Source organism: Pseudomonas sp. (assembly GCF_028293835.1).
In the GTDB taxonomy this organism is placed as follows: domain Bacteria; phylum Pseudomonadota; class Gammaproteobacteria; order Pseudomonadales; family Pseudomonadaceae; genus Aquipseudomonas.
Genome location: NZ_JAQGNX010000053.1, coordinates 1 through 21,442, shown reverse-complemented (window position 1 = coordinate 21,442; position 21,442 = coordinate 1). Strand labels below are relative to the sequence as shown.

12 protein-coding genes are annotated in these 21,442 nt (G+C 58.5%); 1 reads left to right on the top strand and 11 read right to left on the bottom strand.

Annotated features, from left to right (window positions below; genetic code table 11):
* Positions 1-11 precede the first annotated feature (11 nt).
* Genes JWR17_RS06380 through JWR17_RS06365 form a run of 4 tightly spaced genes read right to left on the bottom strand, consistent with a single transcriptional unit; the run spans position 12 to position 5,206 of the window.
* Positions 12-1,430 carry a PIG-L family deacetylase gene (locus tag JWR17_RS06380; RefSeq protein ID WP_299829442.1) on the bottom strand — a complete coding sequence of 473 codons (1,419 nt, stop codon included), beginning with the start codon at positions 1,428-1,430 and terminating at the stop codon, positions 12-14.
* Positions 1,431-1,438: 8 nt separating this feature from the next.
* On the bottom strand, positions 1,439-2,335 hold the full coding sequence (locus JWR17_RS06375; RefSeq protein WP_299829419.1) for an antimicrobial resistance protein Mig-14: 897 nt from the start codon (positions 2,333-2,335) through the stop codon (positions 1,439-1,441).
* Positions 2,335-3,465, bottom strand: coding sequence for a glycosyltransferase (locus tag JWR17_RS06370; protein WP_299829417.1), 1,131 nt, complete (start codon positions 3,463-3,465; stop codon positions 2,335-2,337). The genes JWR17_RS06375 and JWR17_RS06370 overlap by 1 nt, the downstream gene beginning before the upstream one ends.
* Positions 3,449-5,206: a carbamoyltransferase gene (locus JWR17_RS06365; RefSeq protein WP_299829415.1), complete on the bottom strand. Its 1,758-nt coding sequence runs from the start codon at positions 5,204-5,206 to the stop codon at positions 3,449-3,451. Before JWR17_RS06365 ends, JWR17_RS06370 begins: the two co-directional genes overlap by 17 nt.
* A 223-nt stretch (positions 5,207-5,429) precedes the next feature.
* On the opposite strand from JWR17_RS06365, the gene JWR17_RS06360 reads away from it, so the two are divergent.
* Entirely contained in the window at positions 5,430-11,483 is a 6,054-nt protein-coding gene (locus tag JWR17_RS06360; protein ID WP_299829413.1) for a DUF6543 domain-containing protein, read from the top strand.
* Positions 11,484-11,664: 181 nt separating this feature from the next.
* Here the strand turns inward: JWR17_RS06360 and JWR17_RS06355 are convergent, their stop codons facing one another.
* The 7 genes from JWR17_RS06355 to glnE all read right to left on the bottom strand — a co-directional run bounded on the left by JWR17_RS06355 (position 11,665) and on the right by glnE (position 21,026).
* Entirely contained in the window at positions 11,665-13,101 is a 1,437-nt protein-coding gene (locus tag JWR17_RS06355; protein ID WP_299829411.1) for a lipopolysaccharide kinase InaA family protein, read from the bottom strand.
* A complete protein-coding gene (locus tag JWR17_RS06350; RefSeq protein ID WP_299829409.1) occupies positions 13,101-13,853 on the bottom strand; it encodes a lipopolysaccharide kinase InaA family protein in 753 nt (250 codons plus the stop codon). The genes JWR17_RS06355 and JWR17_RS06350 overlap by 1 nt, the downstream gene beginning before the upstream one ends.
* Positions 13,854-13,917: 64 nt before the next feature.
* Positions 13,918-14,724 (bottom strand): lipopolysaccharide core heptose(I) kinase RfaP, encoded by an 807-nt coding sequence (rfaP, locus tag JWR17_RS06345; protein ID WP_299829406.1) that lies wholly within the window; start codon positions 14,722-14,724, stop codon positions 13,918-13,920.
* Positions 14,721-15,845, bottom strand: coding sequence for a glycosyltransferase family 4 protein (locus tag JWR17_RS06340; protein WP_299829404.1), 1,125 nt, complete (start codon positions 15,843-15,845; stop codon positions 14,721-14,723). Before JWR17_RS06340 ends, rfaP begins: the two co-directional genes overlap by 4 nt.
* A complete protein-coding gene (gene waaC, locus JWR17_RS06335) occupies positions 15,845-16,906 on the bottom strand; it encodes a lipopolysaccharide heptosyltransferase I (RefSeq protein ID WP_299829440.1) in 1,062 nt (353 codons plus the stop codon). The genes JWR17_RS06340 and waaC overlap by 1 nt, the downstream gene beginning before the upstream one ends.
* Before the next feature lie 11 nt (positions 16,907-16,917).
* A complete protein-coding gene (gene waaF / locus JWR17_RS06330) occupies positions 16,918-17,952 on the bottom strand; it encodes a lipopolysaccharide heptosyltransferase II (RefSeq protein WP_299829402.1) in 1,035 nt (344 codons plus the stop codon).
* Between the two features lie 125 nt (positions 17,953-18,077).
* The gene (glnE, locus tag JWR17_RS06325) at positions 18,078-21,026 is read right to left on the bottom strand and encodes a bifunctional [glutamate--ammonia ligase]-adenylyl-L-tyrosine phosphorylase/[glutamate--ammonia-ligase] adenylyltransferase (protein WP_299829400.1); all 2,949 of its coding nucleotides are present in this window, start codon (positions 21,024-21,026) and stop codon (positions 18,078-18,080) included.
* Positions 21,027-21,442: the final 416 nt, after the last annotated feature.

Sequence of the window (21,442 nt, the reverse complement as noted above, 5' to 3'; positions counted from 1 at the left end):
AGCCTGTTAAATCAACTGTCTTTGCGCCAGAACAATTCGTGTCGGCGGACAGCTTTTCTGAAAAATTCGTTTTCGCCTTCTGCTGGCCAACGCCGGCCAGCCAGCAATTGTTGCAACCAACGGCGGACCCGGCGTTTGAACGGCGGTGGCGGCTGCAAATCGTGCATCATGCCCAGGGCCATGGCCTTGTCCCGTTGTGTCGAGGCTGATAACTCAAGGCTGTAAGGGATCAATTCATCCGTCGAGTCGGCACCTGCAAAATAAGGGGGCAAACTCACGCCGCTATGGGCGTCGCCCATGGGCCAACGGTCGTTGTCATGCAGGTGGTTGGCATAGCCGAGAATGGTTTTCGGCTGCCATTCCAGCCCCTGCAATGCCTCAAGCACCGCCGCCTGCGCACAGATGTGGTCAGGGTGCGGATCAATGGAGGGATGCGGCATGACCAACACTTCAGGCCGAGCTTTCAACAGCAGGGCGCGCAAGTCCGCCAGCAGGTTGTTCCAGGTCGGTGCGCCGTCCGTATCGCCGGGCAACGGCATCGAATTGAATTGGCGGAACAGTCGGGTATCGCTCAAGTCGGCTTCCCGGGAAGCAATGGGCTGATCAGGCGCAGCTTGCATGGCGGGCAGTTGCAGGCAGAAATAGCCGAGCTGTACGCAGTGCGCTTCAGGAACGCCTCCCCAGCGCGGCACGGCAATGCTGTCCCAGGCCCGGAGACGGCCTTTGGTCCGCGCCGCTTCGGCACGTGGCATGCCCATCTGCTGGTAATGCCCGGCTTCGATTTCGCCTGCGGTCAGGGTCACAATCCAGGCTTCATCGGCCTGGCTGTACAAACCATAAGCAGCCAGCTCGGCGTCGTCGGCATGGGGCGCGATCACCATGACCCGTTGACGCCTAGGGTCTGTGTGATGAAACAGCCAGACCCTGGGCGACCCGGAAACGCGACAAAATCTTCCACGCACGCGCAATGAACCATCAGCCAACGCAGCGCCAAGACCGGTCAAGTTCAGGTAACGCAAACCGTCGACGCCGCGCTCGAAGGTCTGTTGATCCCTTACGTCAGTGCCCAGCAGCTCAATGGCCGGATCGAGAAAACGTCCCAGCCACGAGCTTTTGATCGGCACTCCGAGGATGAGGGTCTCGTCGCCGAGCAACTTCAGGGGATTTTCCAGCCGTAGGCATTCGCCGTCCAGACGCACGTTCAGCTGTTCGCTGTCAGCCGGGAAGCGGTATTGATAATCGTCGCCTGGGGAATAAAACAGATGATCAGCAAACCACGCTTCGTGGGCGACCCATGCGCCAATGGCCAGCAGCAGCGGTAACCACCACGCCACCAGCACGCCAATGGCGACCAGCAACACCAAACCAATCAACAACGCCATGCGTTTGTTACGACGATGGCGTTTAAGTAATTGCTGCTTGCGGCCCATGTTTGCACTCATACCTGAAACACCGGCACCGGGTTGCACCATCGGTCCTTGTATTCGCGATCGGCACGGCCGAATGAGAAGCGCAGCGGTTTATTGCTGGTCCGCGCCTGTTCCCAGGCGCTTTGGGTATTGAGGAAACTGAGGACACTGCCGGGACTAAAGCCGCGATTTTCCGGATCGACGCCACCGTTGATGTATTCGACGCTGATCCACTCCGGCGCTTCGACCCGGTAGACAAGTTGAATGGCAATGGGCGCGTCATTCAGGAACAGCACCGAGCCGATCATCAGCTCTCGTAGCAGCTCAATCACGTCCGCCATGCGTTCAGCGCCGGTAGCCGGGAAGCCCCAGCGCCGCTGAAACAGGTCGCAATACATACCGGCCAGCTCAACGCTGCTGAAGTCAGTGACAGGTCGCACCACACCGCCCGCTTCTTCCAACAGGCGCAACTCACGGCGTTGGTTGTAACGGAATTTTTTCGACAGGTCTTCCGGCGCACGAGCCATGGCCAATGATTCAGCCTGAGGTTTAAGGGTGCTGATACGGCCTTCATTCAGCGCCGACAGGTAGCGACCGCGGTGACGCAGTTCAACCTGCGCGCCTGCACCGACCGGCAGAATCAGTTCGGCGTTGCCCAAGTCAAACAGGCCCTTTTTGCCTTCGCGCTTAAGCACGTCTTTGGACAGCGCCAACGAGCGGCCCCACGTCGGAATCGCTGCCTGCACTTCGCCGTTTTGTTCCCACGCCAAATAACGCACAGGAATCTCCGCCAAAGCGGCCAAGCGCTCGATGACCAAGGGATGAGTAGCGACGCTGCCGCCAAAACGCTGCCAGGCCTGCTCATAGGTTGGCGCATCGATCAGGGTCCAGCCACGTTCACGCCAGCCTTGAAATCGGTTAAGCATTACGACTCCGCAGTCAGGCTGATAACTTGCGGCAAGCGCCAGAACACATCGCGCACGGCGTGATCGGAGAAGCGTTCTTGCAGCCGCAATAGCATCAAATCAGCACAGGCTGCACGTTGCTGCTCATCCAGGGTGGCCAGATGAATCAGGCCTTGGGCCAGACGCTGATTATCGCCCAACGGAAACAGAATGCCGACGCCTTCGACCACTTCCTTGGCGCCGCCCGCAGCGGTTGCCAGCAGCGGAACGCCCGCAACCATGGCTTCCAGCAGCACCATGCCAAACGGTTCGTGGTCAGAACTCAAGGCAAACACATCAAACGCCTTGTAGTAGCGACGCGCTTCAGGGATTTGGCCGAGGAATAACACCTGCGAACCAATGCCCAACTCCCGCGCCAGCTCCTTGAGGTCCTGCTCCAGGCGGCCGGTGCCGAGAATCACCAATTGGCTTTCATCTGGCAGGTTCGGCAACGCCAGGGCGAAACCGCGGAGCAACGTGGCTTGGTCTTTATCCGGATGCAAGCGCCCGACATTGCCGACGATCCAGGCGGACGGTGTCAGTCCTAACTCTTTACGGGCATCGGCAGCGGGCAACTGAGTGGCCTGCAACTGTTCAACGTCAATACGGTTGTACAGGGTTTGAATGCGCCCGGTGGGCCACTTCGGCAGGCTTTTACGCATGTCGTCACGTACCGCATCAGACACGCCCAACAGGCTCAAACGCCAGCGGAAAAGGTGTGCGAACAACTTGCGGGTGCGACGTTGATAGTCGCCAAACGCGTGGTGCACGCCGATCACTGGCAAGCGGGTCGCCAGCAGTGCGATGTACGCCGGTTTGAACCGATGGGCAATGCAGAAACTGAAAGAGCGCGTAGCGGCGATTTTGCGCAAATCGCGAATCGCCCCCAGCTTCAGGCCACGAATGGCCTTGGAACTGTATTCAAGAAACAACACTTCATCCGAAGCGCAGGCGGCTGCCACCTCAGGGTCGGCGCGGCCGGTCAGGAATACCGTAGTAACCCGATACCCTTTACCGGCAAACAGGCTGGCGTACTGCCGGGCGCAGTCAAGAAACGGTCCATCATAGCCGTGACAAAACTGCAGCACATGGCGATCAGCCGAACGTGTCATAAGCATCCACGCCGTCTTTGAGTACGAGAATGTCTTCCATGATCAGGTATTCCAGGTCAGAACCAAAGAACATGTTTAGCGCATCGGTCGGCGAACAGATCATCGGTTCGCCACGACGGTTGAGCGAGGTGTTCAGCGACACGCCGTTGCCGGTCAGGTCTTCCAGCGCTTTCATCATGTCGTAATAGCGCGGGTTGAACTTGCGCTCCAGCACCTGGGCGCGGGACGTACCGTCTTCATGGACCACTTCCGGTACGCGGGTCTTCCACTCTTCAGCCACTTCGAACGTGAAGGTCATGAATGGCGCGGGGTGATCGATCTTGATCATCTGCGGGCCAACCGTGTCGAGCATCGACGGGCAGAAAGGCCTCCAGCGCTCACGGAACTTGATCTGCTCGTTGATCCGGTTAGCCACGCCTGGAATGCTCGGGCAACCAATGATTGAACGACCGCCCAGTGCCCGCGGGCCAAACTCCATGCGGCCCTGGAACCAGGCAACCGGGTTGCCTTCAACCATGATTTTGGCAATACGCTGCGGGGTGTTGTCGATCTGGCGCCACACCGGCTTGCTCGGGTGACGGGCGCACGCAGCGATCACGTCTTCGTTGCTGTATTCCGGGCCGAGGTAGACATGTTCCATCTTCTCGACCGGAACACCACGGGCGTGGGAAACGTAGGCTGCCGCGCCGACCGCAGTGCCGGCATCGCCGGACGCCGGTTGCACGAACAGCTCTTTGACTTCCGGACGGGCAATGATCTTCTGGTTCAGTTTGACGTTCAGCGCACAGCCGCCAGCGAAGGCCAGCTTGCCGGTTTCCTTGAGAATGTCGCCCAGATAGAAGTCCATCATCTGCAACGAAAGCTTCTCAAATAACGCTTGAATGCTGGCCGCGTAATGGATGTACGGTTCGTCAGCAACATCGCCCTGACGCCGCGGGCCCAGCCACTCGATGAGTTTCGGCGAGAAGTAGAAGCCCTTGCCCTTTTCTTTATAGCGACGCAGGCCGACGACGTTGGCGTAATCGGTGTTGATCACCAGTTCGCCATTTTCGAAGGTCGCCAGACGCGAGAAGTCATATTTGCTGGCATCGCCGTACGGCGCCATGCCCATGACCTTGAATTCGCCGTCGAGCATTTCGAAACCAAGGAATTCGGTGATCGCGCCATACAGGCCGCCGAGGGAATCCGGATCGAAGAACTCTTTGATCTTATGAATTTTGCCGTTCTCGCCGTAGCCGAAGAACGTGGTGGCGTACTCACCCTTGCCATCGATGCCCATGATCGCGGTTTTTTCTTTGAAACCGGAGCAGTGGTAGGCGCTGGAAGCGTGGGCCAAGTGGTGTTCAACGGGTTCGATTTTGATCTTCTTCGGATCGAAGCCCAGCTGCTCCAGGCAGAAGACGATCTTGTTGCGATAACGCTTGTAGCGACGGTTGCCCATCAACAGCGCATCCAGGGCCCGATCCGGTGCGTACCAGTAACGCTTGGCGTAGTGCCAGCGCGCCTTGCCGAACAGGCTGACCGGCGCGAACGGAATCGCCACCACGTCAACATCCGACGGCTTGATGCCCGCCTGCTCCAGACAGAACTTCGCCGACTCGTACGGCATGCGGTTCTTTGCGTGTTTATCGCGAACGAAGCGCTCTTCTTCGGCGGCCGCTACCAGCTTGCCGTCTATATACAGGGCTGCAGAAGGATCATGGCTAAGGGCGCCGGACAGGCCAAGAATCGTCAATGCCACAGGGGTCTAGCCTCTTTAGTCTGTACGCAGGCGACACGCGCCTGAGAAAAATTGTGCCCTCGCAAACGGGCGAGGAACAGCTAAAGGGCGGGATTATAGCTTAATGAGACTGCATGTGGTCGGGTGGCCGCCGCCACACCGCAATAACTATCTAACACTGCGCCTTCTCGTTTTTTTGGTTCGATTGACGTGGAACGTCCACGCACCCACCAAAGAGTCCCCCATGCAAAATTTATCGAATAACACACCCGCATTACTTACCCGCCTGGCAGCGCTAAGCGCCACGCTAACCAACGAACTGGAGTACTTGCCTGAGGCCCAAGGCCTGACGCTGCAAGAATTACATAACCAGATCGACTTTTTCTGGATGGCACCCAGCGCCCAAGGCACGCCACGGCACGCAGTGTTTATTGCCGGCATCGAGCAAGCCCTGCGCGATGAAGTCGCGCTCAAGATTTCCGACGGCTCCTTGCACCCTATCTACAGGGGTTGCCTGCCACCGTCTGCAACAAATAGTAGCGAGCACCTCGCACCCGAGGTCCATAGTCTGCAACTGAGGTTCACTGATCAAAGCACCGTTGAGTTGGCCGGCGCCCTGGTAATCTTCGCTGACCAGGGGCCGACATTACTGGTGCTGCCAGGTTATGGCGTGGAAGGGTTCGCCTCCCGGGGGTTGTTGCTTGAATCCCTTACCAATTGGGTCAACGATTCAACGCTGCGCAGTCTGTTGCTCAACAACGCCGAGCAACGCTTCCAGAACTTGCTCCTCGACATCGAAACCGACCCTGACCTGTTCCTTGAACCCTTCGAAGCCCTGGATTGGCAACTGACCCCCATCGTCGACAAGCCGTTTGCACACATTTTCAACCGACAGTTGGACAAGCAACGCGCGGACATCAGCCATGCGTTCGAGGGCGGTTCAGGCCGGATTAATCAGGCCATACGCATGACCGGGCTATTTGGCCCGGCGGAGATGCTCGCACTGCGCGAGGCCAGTCGCAACGCGATCAAGCAACGCAAAACCCTGCCGGACTGGTTCTCACTCGCCAGCCGGGAGGAACTCCAGCACTACGTCGAACGCCTGAAAGAGTACGAGCAAGTACGCGCCGTATTGACAAGCATGCTTGGCGGCGCCTCGTCGCCGGAGCAGTTTGCTACTCAGCAGCTGCGCGCTCGAATAGAAAACGACCTGGGCTGTGATCTGGACCCGCAACACCTGATGATTTCCACCTGGCGTACGTTACCCCTGAGCGACGAGCCGTATAAGCTGACCCGTTCACTGACTCAGCTGGCGCTATATGGCCTGCACCCCGGCGACATGGATACCGGTTCGATTTTCCTGACCTGGAGCACCGTCAACCTTCAGGGCCAGCCGCTGGGCTCGGCCTATCCCGGACTGACCAACGCCTACGTCGGCGGACTGGTCCAGACGCTGGATTTACGCCAGGCGTTTGGCCCGGCACAACGCGAAGCCTACGGTTCGCCACAGGTCCAGCGGGTCATGCGCGATGTGACCCGACACCAAGTGAAGGCCATGGCCTACGCCGCGAAGCAGCAAGGTCATATCCTGCCACGGGACTTCGACCTGATCGAAGCCTTGGATCAGCCTGCCAGCGAAGCAACGGACGGCACAATGCGCGTGCAACAGGTGAAACTGAACAACCGCGACGTGTTGAGCAATGTGCTGTTGTTCCGCCAAGAAGACACACCAGGCCAACTCGAACGCTTGATAATGTTCATGGCCGAAAATCCGCGAGGCCGCCAATTCCAGGGGTTCGACAACGAAAACCAGCTGCGCCAGGAGTTGCTAAGCTGGAGCGCTTTCCCGGACATGAGCGACTACCTGCTCAAGCAAGTGCCCCCTACCCACCGCGCCGCCCTCGAAAAGCAATTGTCCGAGCTGAAACAAAAACCCCAACCACCGGCCAGCTTCGTGACCTTAGCGCCTGCCCAGGCTTATGACGAAGGATTACGCGCCTTAGTCAATAAGCGCATTGGTGTGATTCTCGCCGAACAGGAACACCACACCCCGAATTGGTATCTGAGCGCCAGCGCAACCCAACGCCAGGATTTGGTTGCCCTTGAGGACGCCGTCAGTGCCGCCCAGGCGCATTACCAGGCCAAAGCGCATACGCATGTTCAGACATTTGATGACTACGCGCATCAGCGAGCCACGCAGAAAATCAATGAGTTGCTCGGGACCGCCGAGGGCTTGGTTGACCCCGACAGGATCATCATCACCTCGAGCCGCGAAACGCTGAATTACACCCAGATGTTGCGTAACGGCTACGACGACAGCGTCAATCCGATCACCACCAACCCTCTTGCCGACGCCCGATTCAGCGGCCCCGACGGTATCAACCTGACACCGCTGACGGCCGAGAAAGTCGCTCGCTCGGTGCATGGGGCGTGGCTCAGCGATCAGTACGTGGCCCGCATCAAAAGCACCCTGCTCAATGCGGACAGCACGGGTTATACGTACCGTCGTCGTACCAGCCTGCTCATCACACAGTTGCAGATGAATGCTGCTGCCCTGCGCAGTCATCTAAAAAGCGAGATTAATGCGCACCAGTATCAATGGCTCAAGGCATCCATTGAGCAGATGCACGTTAGCGACCCGACAACCCGTCGTAGCCATCCTGTTTACCCGTTGCAGTTCAAACTGGACAACCCGTTGATCGCAACCGATGTGCCTGGACTCGGCAGCGCACTGGATTTCCTGCCGTTGCCTGGTGCCCGGGTCGAAACCGTGCAGGGTTGCGCTGTACTGACTCCGGTCCATGCTGGCAACGCCCGCGACGCCTTGCTCTATACTCCGAACGCGCCGGACGGCCTGGATTTTCGCCCCCTCGGCAGTTTTGTCGACACGCTTAAACGCGAAGGCATGAGCGATTATTACAAGAACCGTTGCCGCATCAGCGCCAACCGCACGCTGGCGTTCTTTCTGGCGGACATGAAAGCAGGCGGGAACAGTCAACCGCCGGTACTGCCCGACTCGCCGCTGACGGACCTCTACGACCACCACTTCAACCAAATCATCCAGCGCAAGGCCCACGACGTCGAGGACACCACGACTGGGCGCAACGACCTGCTCAAGAAGCTCATCTGGACCGGTGTCGAACTGATCGCCACCGCAGTCACCCTGCCCTTTCCACCCGCCAGTTTCGCGGTCGGTGCCCTATTGGCGATGCGCGACAGCCTGTATGCACTCGAAGCCTTTAGCGATGGCGATCGCGAAGCCGCCAGTGGCTACATTCTCAGCTCACTGCTCAACGGACTGGGTGCGGCCGGCGATCTGCATTCGGGGCTCAAAGGTTTTGGTCAGGTTCTGCGCAACGTCGCCAGCGATGGCGGAAAAAATCAGCTGCTCGACACCGCTAAACATTTGCAACGTATTTCGCCGCCCATGGAGAACCTTCAGCCGATACAGGTCCACGGCGAACTGTTTTGGGCAGGGACCCCGACTCCAAATGGTCACGCGCCCTTGTTCAGGGTGAACGTTCGCCACCCCGAGGCGCTGATTCGTACCGATCAATTCGCGGAAAAGGATATCGCTGGGGTCTGGCAACCGTTGCGTCGAGAAACAGGTCAGGCGGTCCCTCAAGGCACGCTCAATCCGGCCTTTGCGGTGGGTGTGTCGCTGCGAGAAACCACGCCCATGGTCAGCGGACATGCCAAGGGCGTCACCCTGATCCGGGGCCAGCATTACATCGAAGTCGATGGTCTGACGTTCAGGGTCCAGTTCGACGCCCGAATGCGTTGCTGGCATATCGTCGATGACAAAAATCCCTTCGCCTTCTTCGGTAAGCAACCGGTTTACCTCGATAGCAACGGCCAGTGGCAGGCGGTCGACTTGAACCTGCGTGGCGGCGGTCGTTCGAAATTTCATCCGCTGGAAGAAGAAGCTGCCGGCCCAAGTTCAGCCGGCAGCGACTTGAGTGCTTCGAGCAACTATGAACTGCCCGCGAAGATACGGCCTTTTACCCACGGCATCGTCGACCCCTCATTACAGAACCTGGGCCTCAGCGGTCTCGGCGTCGATCAATGGATGGAGCAGATGTACACAGACCTGCGCAAAATTTACACCGGCTATAGGGAAACCCTCTACCGGGACGCGAGCGGCTTTTTTGAACAGGTCAGGCTTCCCGCCCGACCCGAACTTCCACTGTTTGAGGTGGCGGCGCGCCCAGAGACGTTGCTCAACGGTATCTTCGGGAAAACCAACGGTCTGGTGATCAGCGAAGCGCCGCGGTCTGTTGTCAGCAAACAGTGGCTGATCGACAACATGCCATTGCTCGCCGAGCAAAAAGTCGAGGTCTTGTACATCGAGCATCTCTTCACCGATCTCCATTCAAGCAAGCTGGCCAAGTACAAGAAACTGGGCAGTAAAACCAAATCGGGGTCCCATGAGATCAAGTTTCACCTCAAGCACCTCGGCGGAGGCGCTCTGGATAACCAGAGCAAGGAATACGATTACTACCATGTAATCAAGGCGGCGCATAAACACGGCATTGAGGTCAAACCGTTGAACTCGGCGGTCAGCTACCCCTTCAATAACAACCCGGTCGCCAGCGCCGCGGATGACCCGGCGGCAGCACAAAAAATGAGTAACTTTTTTGGTGGCAACGTCATTACCGCAGACACGACGGCACTGCCAGAAAGGCGCTGGGTTGCGTTGCTTGACCAAAAAATGGCCAACACTTGGCAGCAAGTTCCGGGCATCGCTGAATTGAACGGGGCAATCAGTGTGCGATTTGAAGGCCTGCCCACCGGCAGCCCATCGCGGGTGAGTCGTGATACAGCGGGATCGATAGCGGGTGACCCGTTAGCCAAGGCCGATTTCAGGTTACAAATGGCTGATTTCCGGATTACGGCAATCGCGGTTGCGCCCCCGGTGGCACCAAGTGCACGCCTGGACGATGCCTTATATCGATTGTTCGAAGACCAGGTTAATGCGACTGCCGATAGCGCTTCCTTCACGGGCGCCCACGGCTTCCAACTGGATGAGGCCGGTCATTGGCAGCGAGTCGAGCCTGATGCATGGCCTGTGGAATACTCACTGACGGCCATCCAGCAATCGCTGCTCGATGCCCGTTATGATCTGCCCGGCGATCTGCGCCCGACGGTGCATGAGTTGGCGAACTTTCGTGACGGAGGTCTTCATGAAGACTATGGCTTTAACGCCGAACACCTGACCCAGGCCCGGGAAGCGTTTTTCGACCTACGCAGACAGCTGCAAAGCGACGCGCAACAGGTCATTTCCGTTGATTTGCCGCCGCGTCCTGCACTGCCCGAGATTGAGGCAGACACAACGATTGCGCACTTCATCGACACCTTGTACGAGAACACGCTGGGCGTGGTCCTGGGCGAAGCGCATGCCTCCATCGGCAGCAAACAACTCATCATCGACAACCTGCCGCACCTCTCGCGCAATAATGTAAAAACCTTATACATGGAACATTTGCTGACCGACCTGCATCAAGCCGATCTCGATCGTTTCGCCGACACCGGGCAGATGAGCAAGACCCTGCTGCACGACTTGAAGAAACTGGACCGGGATTTCGCCACGGACCCGAAAAAGGTCTACACCTTCGAAAACCTGGTAATCCGCGCGCGCGAGCAGGGTCTGGAAGTCAGAGCCATCGATTGCTCAGCCAGTTATTACCTCGAAGGGTTGAGTAACTCGGTATTCACTACTCGCCAGCAAATGATGAACTTCTTTGCATCACGTACGATTCGCAAGCATCAAGAGGTCATGGGGTCGCACAACTGGGTTGCCCTGGTGGGTAACAGCCACGCGAACACCTTCCAGAAAACGGTTCCCGGTGTTGCCGAGCTTGAAGGGGCAATCGGCGTTCGTGTCGTTGATGTCGGCCCGGGGCAGGTACGTGCGCCATTCAGGGACCCAGGCGAGCATCTGGTAGAAAACCATGCCCGCGAAGGCGTCTTTTTGCAGAACGATTACCGCCTGGAAATGCAGACGCTGGATGACGTCGCCGAATCAGCAACTGTCGATAGAGCGCCCCTTGCCTTGCCAGCCGAAGCAGAACTGACCGAGCCCGGGATGTTCCTCATCGATGAGTCCATACCGGACCGCCCGGTGATCGTCCATCGCTCAAGCGACAACGGCATTGAGCGCGTGCTCATTGGCCGCAATGAGCAAGGCCAGTTGTACGTCGAGCATCCGGCATGGGCATCGATCCATCAGCAGCCATACGATGACCTTTGGGATCTGGTTCAGGCACTTGAAGACCTGAATTTGACCCGCGTCGGCTGATCAACGGTAGGAGCTGCCGAAGGCTGCGATTCGACCGGGAACCGGTCGCCCTCGTGAACCGCTGAAAGGGTGCCGGTCGCCCGCGACCCCGGCCTATCGCAGCCTTCGGCAGCGCCGACAGAGACCGTGTTTGATGCGCGACAGGGCGGCGTCTGGACGATGGGCTCCGATAGGTAGAGTTTCAGCCCCGAGGCAAGCGTTGCTCCAGCAACTGATACAGTGCGCTTTCGGTTGGCCAGTTGCGCATGAACCGCGCTCGGTCCCGGGCGAAGGCTTTTGCGAATGACGAAGCCGAGGTGTGTTGGTACATGGCGTCCAGGTCGATGAGGGCCCAGCGGTCTTGCTGCCAGAACACGTTATGGCCCTTGAGGTCGCCATGGCTGATGCGCTCTTCGATGAGCTGCGCAAATAGCTGGTCCAGCGCCAGTAACTCCGCTTGCGGCGCGTCGCCGGTTGCGACATAGGGCGCGAACCGTTCGATGATGTCCGGCCCCGGCAAAAATTCGGTGACCAGATAGGCTTTGTACCGCAGCCAGAAGAATCGTTGTTCCAGCAGCGCCAACGGTTTTGGAGTGGCAATCCCGAGGAACGCCAGGCGATTACCTTCACGCCATGAATGCCAGGCTCGGCTTGGACGCCAGAATCGCTTGAGCCAATGGGCAAAATTCTTGATGTTGTAACGCTTGATCACCAACGGGCGCCCAGCTGCTTCGACTCGACCCACACTGGCCGCGCCGCCGGTTTTGTACAGATGGCCACTGTCCAGCAATGCATCAGCATCAGCTAACACCGGCGTCATCGCAAAGGCCTCTTCACGGCGAATGGCGCGCAGGCCAAATGGACCGTCGTTGACACTGAACAGGCTGCAATCACGTCCGACCTTGCTCAGAAAATCCTTCAGGCGCCAGCCACGGGTTTTGTTGATCTGTTTTTGCAGCGCTTCCATGGGCAGCGCGTGTTCGCCGTTGCTCAGCAAGTAATGCACTAACAACTCTTCGGTAAACGGCTCCAGCACCTTCGGCAGTTGGGCAAAAAACACACCGAGATTTTCCAGCACCCGTTGCCGGGACAGGGGCTTGCCTGGCTGTTCGCTACGAATACCTGCGCCATCAATCAAATACAATTGCCCGTCGTGACGCAGCAAGTTGTCCAAGTGCAGATCTTCTTGCCACAGGCCCTTACCGTGCAATTGCCCAATGGCCGCCAGCGCCTCGCCCAGCACGGCGCTCTGTTCATCAGCCAATGCCGGTAACCCTTCGACTTCGGCCCAGGCAGCGCCGAGGCTTTGTGCGGACTCCAAAAACTCAAACAGCAGCCAGCCGCCCTCGCCGTCCTTCAGGCCTTCAACCAACAGCAAAGGCGTGGTCATCCCTTGTTTAGCAAGCAAATGAACGCCATCGCGTTCACGTTGAAAATGTCGAGCCGCCTTCGCGCCCACCAACAACTTTGCCAATACCGGACGCCCGCGCCAGATGCCAGCGCCAACATAGCGCTGCCCCGGCAATACGCGCAGCAAGGTCAGTAATTGCAGGTCAGCGGGGCCCGCAGCATCTGCCAGCGCCAGGGTGATAGGCAGCGTCGGCGTACGTCCGGCCGATTTCAGTTCGGACAAGTGCATTAACGGCCCTCTTTGTAGCTGCTGCGCGTTTTCAGACGCTGCCACCACAGGTCGACCTGCTCGCCACTTGCGGGCGCTTGCAGGTAACTTGCCAGCATTTCACGGACCTCAGGCTCGGTCCAGACCGGAGCCCGACGCAGCAACGGCTCAAGGTCTTTGATCCGGTCACGCCAGCCAAATAACGCCAGGCGGGTTTTTTCCAGATCGATCAACTGCGCAAAATACACATTTGCACGCGACCGCAAGAAAATATGCTTGGGGTAGAAGCAACCGTGAATTTGCCCCGCCGTGTGCAGCGTGCGGGCCAGTTGGCCGCAAGCCTGCAGAATAGACAGACGCTGGTGGGCGCTCAGTGTCGACCACTGCTGCAACAAGGCGTCCAGATCCGTCCAGCTGTCCAGCGCACGGGTCATCAGGATTGCCCGGCGCTCGCCGTCGATCAGGCGCTCACCGAAAAATACTGCCTGCAAGGCTGGTATTCCCAGCGCCTGATAACGGCTGATGTTACGAAACTCACGGGAGAAGGAAGGCTCACCCAACGGCCGATGCAAGGTTCGGGTCAGGTAATTACTTTGACGCTTCAGGTAGAAGCCAGAGCCTTCCAGTTCCAGGCGGAACACACTGCTCCAGCCGCCGCGGCCCGTGTTGGGTTCGTCGACCGCGTCCAGTTGCACGTCCCACAAGGCGTTGAAATCAGCCAGGCCGTGGCGCTCAAGCAACCCGCGTTCAGCTGCTGCGAAGAAGTCACTCATTGCCGTCCCTTAACAAAGCTGACGAAGAGGGTGTGGTTCGCGCGGCTCGATTTGCCACCGACCATTACAATGCATCCCCGTAACGCTGCTTGCGCTCATACAACTTGCTGGCTTTAGTTTCCAGCCAAGCGAGCAGCGCCGATTCCTGTGCGACTACCTGGCGCAACGGAAGTTGGAAGTATCCGCACAAGAAGCGAAACTTATCGCGGCGGGTCAAACCGATTTCCAGTGCTGAAAAATACAGCGCAGCCAAGTCTTTGTTGCGCCAGCGCAAGGTAATTGTCTTGCGAGTCTGAGCGCGGTGCAGATCAATCACTGACAGCTTGAAGTCATCGGCGGTGACCGGTTTATCGGTATGCAGCAGAAAATGACAGATGTAGCAGTCGCGATGATTGACCCCGGCGCGGTGCATCATGCCGGTCATGCGCGCGACCTCAGCGATCAAGGCATGCTTGAGGCGCGGTTCTGGCGGCTGTTCGCGCCAATGGAGGCTGAAATCTTCCAGGCTGACCGTCGGTGCCAATTCTTCGGTGACGATGAACGAATGCTGTGTCGCCGGATTATTCCCACGTTCGCCGTAAGCTACGGCAGTCATGGTCGGCACATCGACCTCATGCAAACGCTTGATCGCTTTCCATTCCTGCCCTGCGCCCAGTACCGGCAGCTTGGCGGTAACCAGGTTTTTCGCCACTTCACCCCAGCCGATGCCACGGTGAATCTTGACGAAATAACCGCGCCCTTCGACTTCGGTACGCAACGTGCGTCGACCTTCCAGCTCACGGTAAACCAGACCGTCCAGCGCCTCGACCTCAACAAAGGCATCGCGTCCGTTCCACAGGCTTTTGAACGGTTCAGCGAGAATCAACTTCATCCGTGGTGCTCCGCCAGAATCACATCGGCCGCGTGCTGCGGCATGCTGTACAGATCCGCCGTATCGGCGAAGGCCAGACCGTGTTGGCTCCAGGCTGCGCGCGCAGAGTCATCGGCGAGCATGGTAGCGAGGTATTGATTGAGTTGCGCCTGGTCGAACGGGTCGGTCAACACCCGTCCGCAATCCGCTTCGGCGATGTAATGGGCGTAACCACATACAGCGCTCACTAGCACGGGCAGGCCTGCCACCAGCGCTTCAAGCAACACGGTGCCGGTGTTTTCGTTGTAGGCCGGGTGAATCAACAGATCAGCCCCCATCAGGAAACGCGGAATATCGCTGCGTCCTTTAAGAAACTGCACCTGTTCCCCGATTCCCAAGGTAGCGCTTTGCACCTGGAATACTTTGGGGTCGTCTTGACCGATTACAAACAATCGAGTGCGCTTTTTCAGCTCCGATGGCAACGCAGCCAATGCTTTCAAGCTGCGGTCGACGCCCTTGGTCTTGAACCCCGAGCCAATCTGTACCACCAGCAAGTCGTCGTCTGCCAAGCCGAACTCCTGGCGGAACTCAGCGCGAATCTGCGGCGCATTGGCCGGGGCGCGACGGTCCAGGCTGATGCCCGGCGGCAATAGATGAAAGCGTTCGGCCGGGGTGTCGTAGTGTTTGACGAACAATGGCTGCTGAACTTCCGAAATCATCAAGACCTCGGTTTTTGAGTCTTTGGCGAACACCGCCCGCTCGTAAGCGGCGAAATGCCGGTAGCGACCCCAACGGCGGTATAGCGAATTGCGCAGATTTTGCGCTTTGTCTTCAAAGCAGCCGTCGGCAGCGTAGTACACGTCCAGGCCGGGCATTTTGTTGAAGCCCACTAGACGATCTACCGGGCGCTTAAGCAGATCCGTTTCGACCCATGCCGTGAGCTTTTCGTAGCGCGAGTGATTGAACAGCGCCTTGACCGGCACCATCACCACATCGAAACCAGGCGGAACCTCACCTTCCCAGGTCAGGGTGTACACGCGGATCAAGTGGCCGCGTTGCTGGCATTCCAAGGCAATGCGCATGAAGTCACGCTGCAGGCCGCCAAACGGGAAATATTTATACAGTACAAAAGCCAATTGCATCAGCTGGGTTCCTTTGCCAGCAACAGCGAGCCCAACTGGCTCGCTACTCGCTCGGGATTCAAACGAGTGAAGCACAACGGCCACTCGTTATTTAGATCAAAACGACGCCGTTCTTCAGGTGTCGGGCGATAAGTGCATTTCTTTTGCAGGCACGGCGCGCAAGGAAAATCGCTCGCAATATGGACCTGTGACCGACCGTAGGCACCGGTCAGCACCGGATTGGTCGGACCGAACAGTGACAAGGTCGGCACGTCCAACGCTGCCGCCAAATGACCGAGCCCGGTGTCCACCGCGACACAGGCTTGCGCGCCCACCAGCATGCGCGCCATGCCGGCCAGGTTCAGCTTGGGCAGCACCACGACGTTATCCAGACCATGAGCAATGCGCTGGGCACGGGCCAACTCGGCAGGGTTGCCCCACGGCAGCCGCACCTGCATTCCGCGCCCGCCCATGATCTCTGCCAACTGCCGCCAATAAAGCTCGGGCCAATGTTTAGTGCCCCACGTGGTGCCATGCAGGAACAACACGAACGGCGTCTCGACCGGTGCGTCTATCAAGCGCGAACGATCCAGGCCGTAATCACCGATGTCGTCCGGCATTTCGTAACCCAGGGCTTGGGCAAACAGCAACCGCGAGCGCTGCACCGCATGTTGCGCCGGGCTGACCGGAAAGTGCCGGTCATAGAAGCGGCTGGCCAACGGTTCACGGGCCGACAGCTTATCAAGACCCACTATTGGCGCATTGACGTAGCGGGTGAGCCAGGCACTTTTCACCAGCCCCTGAGCGTCGATCACCAAATCGTAGTGAACCTCGCCCAAGCGTTTCTTTAAACCGCGCCATTCTCCGCCCTTGAACGTTTGCCAGAGGCTCTTGCGCCAGCGACGAATCGCCACCGGAATCACATCCGCCACCGCTGGGTGCCAGGACGGAATTTCGGCGAAGTTCTCCTCCACCACCCAATCGAACTGGATGCCTGGCAACGCACGCGCCGCGTCGGTCAACGCTGGCAATGCGTGAATCACATCGCCCAGCGAAGAGGTTTTAATCAACAGTACCCGCAAGCTACACAAAATCAGAAAACCTCGACCGGTGTGCCGCCCAGACGCTCCAGCGCCTCGACCACAGGTTTGGGCTCAAGCAGCCGCAGACAATTGTAATGACCAAAACGGCACGTGCGATCAAAGCAGGGGCTGCATTCGATGCCCAGTCGAACGATTTCGACGTGTTCGGCCAAAGGCGGTGTGAACGCCGGCGAGGTGGAACCGTATACCGCCACCAGCGGCAGATTGAGCGCCGCCGCCACGTGCATCAGCCCGGAGTCATTGGAGACCACAGCGTCGGCGCAGGACATCAGATCAATCGCTTCGGCCAAGGAGGTTTCGCCGCAGAGATTGACGGATTCTTCGCGCAAGCCTGGAATCAGCCGTTCACGGATGGCCTCACCCACTGGATGGTCCTTTTTCGAGCCGAACAGCCAGACTTGCCACCCTTCACGAATCTTGGCTTCGGCAACTTTGGCGTAATGGTCGGAAGGCCAGCGTTTGGACTCGCCAAACTCAGCGCCAGGACACAGCACCAGTACCGGGCGATCCAGGCTCAAGCTGAATTTATGCAGCGCGGCCTCTCGGGTAGCGGCATCGATCTGCAGGTTCGGACGCGGATAAGGCCGAGGAATTTCCGCGCCCGACTCATAGGCGAGCGCCATGAACCGCTCGATCATCAGCGGGTAACGCTGTTTATCGAGGGTACGTACATCATTAAGCAGTCCATAACGAAACTCGCCACGCCAGCCAGTGCGCTTGGGAATGCGTGCAAAAAACGGCACCAGCGCCGATTTCAGCGAGTTTGGCAACAAAATCGCCTGGTCGTACTGGCCCGCCAACGACTTGCCGATTTTCCAGCGAGTGGCTAACTCAAGCGCGCCATGGCCGAGGGGAAAGCTCAAGGCCTTGCGCACTTCTGGCATGCGTTCGAGGATCGGCCGACTCCACTCGGGCGCCAGCACATCGATTTCACACTGGGGATGACGCTGTTTCAAACATTGGAACAGCGTTTGCGCCATTACCATGTCGCCGACCCAGCTTGGCCCTACGATCAGAATTCTCATGTGTAATCCAAAAACCACCAGAAATGATCAGGGAGGCAAGCCAGGTTGTGGTGCGCTTCCACCCAACCTGACGCCTCCCTGTCATAGCTATTAAGACACGCATCATCAGCGTGTCGTATCGATGCTTAGCTCAAGCCCAACCCCGTCCAGATCCGCAGCACTTCACGCCGCTCAGCGTGAAACTGATCGCCGCTGACCACCCCGGCCTGCTTCTGCAAAGCCTGGCGGTGCGCGGCTGAACGGTAGGCTTTATAGGCCTCTCGTAACAACTCGGCGTCCGCATCGGACATCAAACCGGCGCGCTCCAACCCTTCGAGAATGCGGATGTTGTCGGTGTAACGCAGCAGTTCCGGATGCTCACGGGACCACGCCAAGGCCGCGTATTGCACCATAAATTCGATATCGACGATACCACCGGCATCTTGCTTGAGATCGAACGGCGCCGTGGCTTCAAAGGCGTTCGCCGCCGTTCCGGCAGCCGTTGCCTTGCTGCCGAGGTTATCGCGCATCTTGGCGCGCATCTCGCTGACTTCGACCCGCAACGTGGTTAAATCGCGCTCTCGACCCAATACCGCGGCGCGGACTGTTTCAAAGTCCGCACCCACTTGTTGACTGCCCACCAATACCCGGGCACGCACCAGTGCCTGGTGTTCCCACGTCCAGGCCTCGTTCTGCTGATAGCGATTGAACGCACCAATCGAACTGACCAACAACCCTGACGCGCCTGACGGACGCAAGCGCATATCGACTTCGTACAATTGGCCCGAGTTGGTTTGGGCGGTCAGCAGGTGAATGATCCGCTGCCCCAGCCGGGTGAAGAATTGCGCGCTGTCGATAGGTTTGGCGCCATCGGTTTCAGCCTGGGGATCGCCGTCATGAATGAACACCAGATCCAGGTCGGAACCGTGTCCCAGTTCGATACCACCCACTTTGCCGTAACCGACGATGACAAAGCCCGGATCACACAGCGTACCGTCGGAACGCATCGGCGTACCGTGCTTCGCCACCGTGTGCCGCCACGCCAGCGCCAGCACCTGCTGAAGAATCGCTTCCGCCAGCCAGGTCAGGTAATCACTGACTTTCATCAGCGGCAAGTTGCCGCTGATCTCTGAGGCGGCAACCCGCAGGCTGTGGGCCAATTTGAAATGGCGCAAGGCTTCCATCTGCTGTTCGAGGTCGTCTTCCGGGATACGGGTCAGCCGCTCACGCAGCTCTGCCGCCAGCTCGGGCGCAAGGGGCGGGCTGAACAGGCGACCTTCGTTCAGCAGCTCATCCAGCAGCAGCGGGAATCGAGCGATTTGCTCGGCGATCCACGGACTGGCGGCACACAGGGTCAGCAAACGCCGCAAAGCGCCGGGATTTTCAGTGAGCAGCACCAGATACGCCGAACGCCGAGCCACGGCTTCCACCAGCGGCAGCACACGCTCCAACACCAGGTCCGGATTACTGTGTTCCACTGCCTGGGCCAGCAGCCTGGGGATAAACGCATCCAGACGCTCACGTCCGAGCCGTTGCATGGCGCGCAATTGCGGACTGTTGCGCAGTCCCGACAGGCATTTCAAGGCCTTGGTCGCATCAGCGAAACCGCCCTCTTCAAGCTGTCGACAAGCTGCGTTTTCATCCTGGGACTCTTCCCACAACGGCAGCCATTCGCCGCCAACCACGACCTCACTGTTTTCGTCGCCTTCTTCCTCATCCGGGTCGGCGATGACTTGGCGAAAATGCCACGCGACTCGACCACGCCAATACATCAGGCGCTCATGGAAGCTCGCCCAATCGTCAAAGCCCAACATGAAGGCAATGCGCGCCTGATCAGCCTCACCGTCCGGCAGCATCTGCGTCTGGCGGTCTGCAATGGCCTGGATCGCATGCTCGGTGTACCGCAAAAACTCATAGCCCTCGCGCAGCTCGCTGATCACCGCAGCTGGCAGGTAACCCTGGCCTTGCAGCGTACTCAGCACTTTCAACAACGGTCTTTGCTGCAGGCTGAGGTCACGACCCCCGTGAATCAACTGGAACGCCTGGGCAATAAATTCGACTTCACGAATGCCGCCGGAGCCGAGTTTGATGTTGTCGGCCATGCCTTTGCGGCGGACTTCCTGATGGATCAGCTGCTTCATGGTCCGCAGCGCTTCGATGGCCGAGAAATCAAGATAACGCCGGTAAACAAACGGCCGCAGCAGGTCGAGCAATTGCGCCCCCGCCACCTGATCGCCACCGACGACCCGCGCCTTGATCATGGCGTAACGTTCCCAGTCGCGGCCTTGATCCTGGTAATACTGCTCCAGCGCGTTAAAACTCAGTACCAACGCACCAGACGAGCCGTAAGGCCGCAGGCGCATGTCCACGCGAAAAACGAAACCGTCAACCGTGATCGGGTCCAGCGCCTTGATCAGTCGCTGACCGAGACGGATGAAGAATTCCTGATTATCGATGGGACGTTTGACGCCCTGGGTTTCGCCGCCCTCGGGGTAGCCGAAGATCAAATCGATGTCCGAAGAGAGATTAAGCTCAACGGCCCCCAGCTTGCCCATCCCGAGGATGACCATCTGCTGCGGCTCGCCGCTGCGGCGTCCGATGGGTGTGCCGAACTGCTGGCAATGGCGCACGTACAGCCATCGGTAAGCCAGATCAATGCTCGCATCGGCCATGTCTGACAGGTCGCGACAGGTTTCTATAAGGTCGGCCTGGCGCGTCAGGTCACGCCAGATAATGCGAACTTGGTGCCGGGTGCGCTGTCGACGCAACAGGCGACCCAGGTCGTCTTCGGATTCAGCGGTCAGTACGGCGGCGGCTATTTGTGCGCGCAGCTCACCTTCGGCGAAACTGCGATCCAGTTGCCCGGAGTCCACCAGATCAAACAACATCTGTGGGTCACGGGACGTTTGCTCGGCGACAAAGTCACTGGCGGCGCATACCCGGTCAAAGGCAGTACGCCGGGAGGCGGGCCATGCATCGAGTTGCGCCAGTGCCGCGTCAGACAATACGGCCGCGTTGCTACGTAAAGTCTGTTGCGCACGACCGACAAACGGCAGGAGGATGGCCGGCAGATCGGCGAGTAAAGGGAGGCTCATGGTCTATCCTTGGTCGGCGTGAGAAACGGCCGCTGCGGTGACAGGGAGAAGTACACAACCGACAGGATCGTCGAACAAAAGTTATAAATAGCTGAAAAAACACATTTGTTGGCAGCCAGCATCAAGTTTTAACCTGTTAGAGTTCACTTCGCACTCACAATATCGATTTACTTCACAACGCAGCAGGAGCTGAATTCGCGCTGTTCTGTAGTTTTACTACTAAGGCCTAAAGCCTAAGGGCTGAAATGGCCGACGATTTGTAGTAAAACTACACAACGCCGGTACAACCTCCGGTCATCCAAGAATTTATGTCGTCTGCCCACAAGGCCAGTCGCAAACTCAGGCAACCGATTCTGGAAGCCTTTCCGCCCTGGAGCAAGCCATGCAAGACCTCGATCCCGTCGAAACCCAGGAAT